This window comes from Longimycelium tulufanense, from assembly GCF_014645795.1.
Lineage (GTDB): Bacteria > Actinomycetota > Actinomycetes > Mycobacteriales > Pseudonocardiaceae > Longimycelium > Longimycelium tulufanense.
This window is the reverse complement of sequence record NZ_BMMK01000021.1, coordinates 105,428-112,171: the sequence shown is the minus strand read 5'-3', so window position 1 is coordinate 112,171 and position 6,744 is coordinate 105,428. Positions and strand designations below refer to the sequence as shown.

The window sequence follows — 6,744 nt, the reverse complement described above, 5'->3', positions numbered from 1 at the left end:
ACACCTACAACCATCACCGCCACCACACCGCGATCGGCGGCCCACCCGCCCACCGCATCCCCAACCTCACGGGACAGAACACCTAGGCTGCCGACGTGCCCGCTCCCGACTGGATCCCCCGCCTGGTCGCGCTGGACATCGACGAGACCCTGCTCCGGCCCGGGCTGGGCATCAGCCCTGCCGTGCGGTCGGCCGTGCACCGCGTGGTGCGCGCCGGCACGGAGGTGGTGCTCGCGACCGGCCGCACCGCCCTCGGGACCCGGCCGATCGTGGCCGGGCTGGGGCTGGCCGCCGGCCACGTGCTGTGTTCGAACGGGTCGGTGCGGTTGGACGCGGCCACCGGGGAGGCGGTCCACATGACCCCGTTCGATCCCGGACCGGTGCTGCACCGGCTCGCCGAGCTGTTGCCGGGTGCGGTCTTCGGGGCGGAGTTGGTCGGGATCGGCAACCTGGTCACCGCCCACTTCGGTGCGTACGGCCTCACCGGTGAGTTCCTCGCCGGGCTCGACGAGGTGGCCAACGCCCGCACTCCCCGGCTGACGGTGTGGTGGCCGGGCCGCAATGCCGAGGAGATGAACGAGCTGGTCGCCGACCTGGAGTTGCCGGGTGCGAGCTTCACGGTCGATCACGTCCACGCCTGGCTGACCGCTGTCGCTCCGGGCGTCTCGAAGGGCGGCGCGCTCGAACAGCTGCGGACCGAGCTGAAGGTGCCCGTGGACTCCACGATGGCGGTCGGCGACGGCTACAACGACGTCGAGATGTTGCGATGGGCGGCGCACGGTGTCGCGATGGGACAGGCGCCACCGGACGTGCGCGCCGTGGCCGATGAGGTGACCGGCACGGTCCAGGAGGACGGCCTGGTCACCGCGCTCGACCGCTGGTTCTCGCTCCCCGCCGCCGGCTGACTCGGCAAGCTCCGCCCGGCCGCGGCCTCCCGCGGATCGATCTCGACCTCGTTCCACAGCGGATCGGTCACCCGAGCATGGTCGCCGGCCCCACCGAGCCGGCGCGGCCCGTATTCCGTCGCGCACGTCCCGGTCCACACCCTTGATCCACTTGTGGTGGATCGCCAGTGGTGGTGCCCTTGTCGTTCAAGCACGCTGTTCGCGGCCAGGTCGGGGGTGCCATGATCGAGGCTCGTGGGTTGACGAAGCGCTACGGCCGCACGGTCGCCGTGGAGAGTCTCTCCTTCACCGTCCAGCCCGGACGTGTCACCGGCTTCCTCGGCCCGAACGGGGCCGGCAAGTCCACCACCATGCGGCTCATCCTGGGCCTGGATCGCCCCAGCTCCGGCGATGTCCTCATCGACGGCAAGCACTACCGCGACCTGCACAGCCCACTCCGCTACATCGGCGCCCTGCTCGACGCGAAGTGGGTCCACCCCAACCGCTCCGCCCGTGCCCACCTCAAATGGCTCGCCCGCTCCAACGGCCTGCCGAAACGCCGCGTCGACGAGGTCCTCGAGCTGGTCGGCCTGACCAACGTCGCCAAGCGCAAGGCGGGCGGGTTCTCCCTGGGCATGTCCCAACGGCTCGGCATCGCCGCCGCCCTGCTCGGCGACCCACAGATCCTGCTCTTCGACGAACCCGTCAACGGCCTCGACCCCGAGGGCATCCACTGGATCCGCCAGCTCATGAAACGGCTCGCCGCCGAGGGCCGCACCGTCTTCGTCTCCAGCCACCTCCTCTCCGAGATGGCGCAGACCGCCGACGAGCTGGTCGTCATCGGCAGGGGCAAGCTCATCGCGCAGAGCACCACCGGCGAGTTCGTCGAGCGCGCCAGCGGCACCTCGGTACGCGTCCGCACCCCGCAGCTGGAGCGGCTGCGCACCGCCCTGGCCGGCACCGCGGGCACGACGGTCCGCGTCGACGAGGGTGCGTTGCTGGTCAACGGCATGACCAGCGACCAGGTCGGGGAGGTCGCCGCCACCCAGGGCGTCGTCCTGCACGAGCTCTCCCCGCAGCGCGGCTCGCTGGAGGAGGCGTTCATGCGCCTGACCGGGGACGCGATCGAGTACCACGCCGAGGAGGCCGGCGAGCACCTGCACATGCAGGGGACCAGCGGAGGTGCGAAGGAATGAGCGTGCTCGGCGCGGAGCGGATCAAGCTGTTCTCCACGAAGTCACCGTGGTGGTCCTCGCTGGCCACCGTGGTGTTCGTGGTCGGGTTCGGCATGATCTTCCTGCTCACCACGGCGTCCCTCGTCCGCGAGGACGGCCCGGCCGTCCCGTTCCGGGTCGGCGTGTCCACCACCCAGCAGGGGATCTTCTTCGGCCAGATGGTCATTCTGGTGATGGCCGCGCTCGCGATCACCACCGAGTACCGCTTCAACACCATCAAGACGACCTTCCAGGCCATCCCCGGACGCACCTCGGTGATGCTGAGCAAGGCGCTGATCATCGGCCTGCTGGCGGCGGTGCTCGGTGAGATCGCGGCGTTCGCCTCCTGGGGCCTGGGCAGGCTCCTCGTCACCGACTTCGACCTCACGATCCGCACCGCGGACCAGTGGCGGCAGGTCGCCGGGGCCGGGCTTGTCTTCGCCATCACCGCGATCATCGGGCTGGCCGTGGGCGCGCTGACCCGGCACACCGCCGGCGCGGTCACCGCGCTGCTGGTGTGGGCGATGCTGGGCGAGCAACTGATCGGGGCGATCCCGCGGGTCGGCGACAAGATCCAGCCGTGGCTGCCGTTCAATGCGGGAGGCCACTTCCTCGGCGTCGGCCCGAACCAGAACGAGGGCGCGCAGACCGGCACCGACCTCCCCTACAACGCCTGGGGCGCGGTCGCCTACTTCGCCGGGGTCGCGGTCGTGCTGTTCCTGGTGGCCGTGCTGGTGGTCAACCGCAGGGACGCCTGATCCCGTAGCCGTACCAACCGTCCGGGAGGGGTGCTCCCCTCCGGGCGGGCAGCCCGTTGATCAGGGTCACATCCGGGAGAAAACCGATCCCATCAGCCTCCGGGATGAGGCACGGTACGACCGGAAGCCGACGTGAAGTGTCGACCCCAGGTCGACGCGGCTTGCCCGGACGCTGCGGCAGGGTGGTCTCATCAAGGCGACACCAGGCCGAACGGGGGATCTACGGTCCTGGCCGGGCGAGCCGTGTATTCGGAGTCGTTTGAGGGGGAACGTGCGATGATCGAGGCTGTCGGCCTCACCAAGAGATATGGCCGCACGGTCGCGGTGGACAACCTGTCGTTCACCGTGAAGCCAGGGCGGGTCACCGGGTTCCTCGGCCCGAACGGGGCCGGCAAGTCCACGACGATGCGGATGATCCTCGGGCTGGACCGCCCGGACGCCGGGCAGGTCCGGATCGACGGCAAGACCTACCACCAGCTGGACCGGCCGCTGCGCACGGTCGGCGCGTTGCTCGACGCGAAGTGGGTGCACCCCAACCGCTCCGCCCGCGCCCACCTGCGGTGGCTGGCCCGCTCCAACGGCCTGCCCAACCGGCGGGTGGGCGAGGTCCTCGAACTGGTCGGGCTCACCTCGGTGGCCGACCGGCGCGCCGGTGGGTTCTCCCTGGGTATGTCGCAGCGGCTGGGAATTGCGGCCGCCCTGCTTGGCGACCCGCAGATCCTGCTCTTCGACGAGCCGGTCAACGGCCTCGACCCCGAGGGCATCCACTGGATCCGGCAGCTGATGAAGCGGCTCGCCGCCGAGGGCCGGACCGTGTTCGTGTCCAGCCACCTGCTGTCGGAGATGGCGCAGACGGCCCAGGACCTGGTGGTGGTCGGCCGGGGCAGGCTGATCGCGCAGTGCACCACGGCGGAGTTCGTGGACACCGCCAGCGAGACCAGCGTGCGGGTGCGCAGCCCGCAGCTCGACAGGCTCCGCGAGGTTCTGCTGCGCAAGGGCTACGCCCTGCACGTCGAGCCGGGGGTCGACGGCAACGCGCTGGTCGTGACCGGGAGTGTGACGAGCGAGCAGGTCGGGGAGATCGCGGCCGAGCAGGATGTCGTCCTGCACGAGCTGTCGGTGCGGCGCGGCTCGCTGGAGGAGGCGTTCATGCGGCTCACCGGCGACTCCGTGGAGTACCGGACCGACGGGCAGGGTCCCGCCGGCCCGGCCGCGGCCGGCAGCGAGGACCTCATGGTTGCTGGGGGTGTGAACCGATGACGCTGCTCGCCGTTGAGCGGATCAAGCTGTTCTCCACGCGCTCACCGTGGTGGTGCATGCTCGCCGCGCTGGCCGTGACCTGCGGGTTCACCGCGTTGATCACGGGCACCTCCGGGGACGACTACCCGGTGAGCGTGCAGACCACGCAGTTCGCCTCGAACTTCGGCCTGATGGTGATCCTGGTGATGGCCGCGCTCGCGGTCACCACCGAGTACCGCTTCGGGACGATTCGGGCCACCTTCCAGGCGGTCCCGAACCGCACGGCGGTCCTGCTGGCCAAGACCGGTGTCGTGGCCCTGCTGGCCGGGGTGGTGGGTGAGGTCGTCGCCTTCGCGAGCTGGGGCATCGGCAAGGTGATGAGGCCGTCCGCCGACCTGGCGCTCAACTCGGCCGCGGACTGGCGGCACGTCGCCGGCGTGGGGCTGGTGTTCGCCGTGGGGGCGGTGCTGGCGGTCGCCGTGGGCACGTTGGTTCGGCACACCGCGGGTGCGGTCACCCTCCTGTTGGTGTGGGCGTTGCTGGTGGAGACCCTGCTCTCGGCGCTGCCGACGGTCGGGGAAAAGATCCAGCCGTGGCTGCCGTTCAACGCGGCCAGCAACTTCATGCTCATGGGTGGCACACCGCCGCCCGGCGCTTCGGTGGTCAGCCAGCCGTACGGGCCGTGGGGTGCGTTGGCCTACTTCACCGGGGTCGCGGCGGCGGGCCTGGTGATCACGATCGTGGTGGCGAACCGGCGCGACGCGTAGGGACGCCGTAGGCGGGTCGGCTGGCGCGGAATTCGGGGCCGCCCAGCCGAGTCGGGGGAAGAGGAGAAGAGCCCGGGTCGTCTTCGGGGGACGACCCGGGCTTTTCGGTAGCTGGAGAACGGCTGCTACCTGGGTGGATCAACCGCACCGGCCTTCACCGCAGTGAGGAACGCGACGAAGGCCGAATAGCTGAAGGATAAGACCGTGCGCGCACCACCGAGCCTGGCTTGCTTGGTGTCACGGACGTAGACGGACTCGACGGAGTCAACCTCGACACAGTTGCCCGTGTTGCCGCTACGGCCGGACTTCCGCCAGCCGTCTGCGACTTCCACGCAGTTGCCGGTCCCTGCACTACGGCTCGACCTGCGCCAACGCAGCCGAGACGAGGCAGTGGTCAAGGCGGCGTCACCTCCTCCCGGATACGAGTGATGATCGCAGGCGTCTCCCCGGGCGCAGCAGCCCGAATGCGAAGACGATTCATGACATCGAGATAGTCGTCAACCATCGCCGGATCCTCGTAGTACCGCGACTCGCTTCGGGTCTCGGCATAGGCGATGCGAGAGTCGTCGAGGGCAAACCGCATCACCTCGAACGCCCCGTGGAACGCGGGATGCTCGCCCGCGCTGAACGGGAGCACCTGGATGTCGATGTTGGGCCGTTGGGACGCCTTGATGAGATGGTCCAATTGTTCAGCCATGACCTCCGGCCCACCGACCAGCCGTCGTAGAACACCTTCATCGATGATCGCCCACAACTTCAGCGGACCTTCCTCTCGGTTGAGGATCTCCTGACGCATCAAGCGGAGCTTGACTCTGCGCTGGACCTCGCGATCAGTAACGTCCGCCGAGTAGGCACGTACCACGGCCTCGGCATAGTCGGGAGCCTGGAGAAGCCCGGGAACCACTAGCGCCTCGAAGCACTGGATTGCTGTAGCACTCTCCTCCAGGCCGAGGAACAGCTCGAAGTTCTCCAGGGTCCTGTCGCTGAGGCCCGCCCACCACTCGCGGCGGTTCGCCTGCGCCATGACCTCGCGGAACTTCGGCTTCAGGTCCGGGCGGCCATAGAGGTCGAGCAGGCCCTCCACATCCGCGAGGGAGGGCCTGTTGCGCAGCGTTTCGAGGTGCCCGATGCGCGATCGGTTGCACCCCAGGTGCTTGGCGGCATCCCGTTGGTCCAGGTTCGCCGCCTCGCGGAGCCGCCGTAGCTCGTAGGCCACCCAGCGCCGCAACACGGTCGGGCTGGATCGCGGTGGCGTCATGTCGCGCAGCCTCCTCATACCCGCCGGCAATTGCCAGTAGCTGCTACTCGCACTCGGTCGAGGAATGGCCGGCATCCCGTCAGGTCAGTAGCTTCTACTGCCATCATCTGGTGATCAGTTAGCCACTGATTGTTGCCAGGCCGTTGTCGGCGGTGGCACCGGGGAGCCCCCGACCCCCCGGCGCCACCGCATCCCACTCCAGCCCCTGACACCGCGCCTTCCATGAAGCGAGGCCCCATGCTGCCCTCGACCTGGGAGGGTCCGACCCCTCCGCCTCCCGCGTACGGCGACCGCAACGCCGTCTGGATCTGGTACGTCACCGAGGTGCTACCCCGTATCCGGGCCATACCCGAAGGACCTCGGCGCTTCAATGATCCAAAGTGGACAGAGTACTTGAACCGGCAGTTGCGAACACAGACGTCGCCGGCGAACACCATGGGAGCTTGATCGGCGGCAAATACCACCGATGACCGGCCGTACAGACCAGTGGCCACTTGTCGCCAGCCGGAAGTTGGGATGTTCCGGCCAGCTCAAGCCGGACCCTCCCGAGCGCCACGCGGCCGGCGCATGACGCCCACGGGAGGGGCGCGAGAGACCTCGTCGAAGCGCTCGGGAGGGGCGAAC

The 6,744-nt window shown here is 69.2% G+C and carries 7 protein-coding genes; 5 read left to right on the top strand and 2 right to left on the bottom strand.

Translation table 11 applies throughout. From position 1 onward, the window contains the following. Nucleotides 1-95: 95 nt before the first annotated feature. From IEY55_RS20615 to IEY55_RS20595, 5 genes are all read left to right on the top strand, one after another. A complete protein-coding gene (locus IEY55_RS20615; protein ID WP_189060140.1) occupies nucleotides 96-905 on the top strand; it encodes an HAD family hydrolase in 810 nt (269 codons plus the stop codon). Nucleotides 906-1,126: 221 nt separating this feature from the next. Continuing rightward, entirely contained in the window at nucleotides 1,127-2,080 is a 954-nt protein-coding gene (locus IEY55_RS20610; RefSeq protein ID WP_189060157.1) for an ABC transporter ATP-binding protein, read from the top strand. Next, nucleotides 2,077-2,856: an ABC-2 transporter permease family protein gene (locus tag IEY55_RS20605; RefSeq protein WP_189060139.1), complete on the top strand. Its 780-nt coding sequence runs from the start codon at nucleotides 2,077-2,079 to the stop codon at nucleotides 2,854-2,856. Before IEY55_RS20610 ends, IEY55_RS20605 begins: the two co-directional genes overlap by 4 nt. Before the next feature lie 276 nt (nucleotides 2,857-3,132). Then, a complete protein-coding gene (locus IEY55_RS20600) occupies nucleotides 3,133-4,116 on the top strand; it encodes an ABC transporter ATP-binding protein (protein ID WP_189060138.1) in 984 nt (327 codons plus the stop codon). Then, nucleotides 4,113-4,862: a hypothetical protein gene (locus IEY55_RS20595; RefSeq protein WP_189060137.1), complete on the top strand. Its 750-nt coding sequence runs from the start codon at nucleotides 4,113-4,115 to the stop codon at nucleotides 4,860-4,862. The genes IEY55_RS20600 and IEY55_RS20595 overlap by 4 nt, the downstream gene beginning before the upstream one ends. A gap of 125 nt (nucleotides 4,863-4,987) precedes the next feature. Here the strand turns inward: IEY55_RS20595 and IEY55_RS20590 are convergent, their stop codons facing one another. Both IEY55_RS20590 and IEY55_RS20585 read right to left on the bottom strand, forming a co-directional pair. After that, entirely contained in the window at nucleotides 4,988-5,260 is a 273-nt protein-coding gene (locus IEY55_RS20590; RefSeq protein ID WP_189060136.1) for a DUF397 domain-containing protein, read from the bottom strand. Next, the gene (locus IEY55_RS20585) at nucleotides 5,257-6,120 is read right to left on the bottom strand and encodes a helix-turn-helix domain-containing protein (protein WP_189060135.1); all 864 of its coding nucleotides are present in this window, start codon (nucleotides 6,118-6,120) and stop codon (nucleotides 5,257-5,259) included. Before IEY55_RS20585 ends, IEY55_RS20590 begins: the two co-directional genes overlap by 4 nt. Nucleotides 6,121-6,744: the final 624 nt, after the last annotated feature.

Excerpts from the sequence above, each read along its gene's own strand:
- IEY55_RS20610 (WP_189060157.1), top strand. The coding sequence starts at position 1,127 with ATGATCGAGGCTCGTGGGTTGACGAAGCGCTACGGCCGCACGGTCGCC.
- IEY55_RS20605 (WP_189060139.1), top strand. The coding sequence starts at position 2,077 with ATGAGCGTGCTCGGCGCGGAGCGGATCAAGCTGTTCTCCACGAAGTCA.
- IEY55_RS20600 (WP_189060138.1), top strand. The coding sequence starts at position 3,133 with ATGATCGAGGCTGTCGGCCTCACCAAGAGATATGGCCGCACGGTCGCG.
- IEY55_RS20595 (WP_189060137.1), top strand. The coding sequence starts at position 4,113 with ATGACGCTGCTCGCCGTTGAGCGGATCAAGCTGTTCTCCACGCGCTCA.
- IEY55_RS20585 (WP_189060135.1), bottom strand. The coding sequence starts at position 6,120 with ATGACGCCACCGCGATCCAGCCCGACCGTGTTGCGGCGCTGGGTGGCC.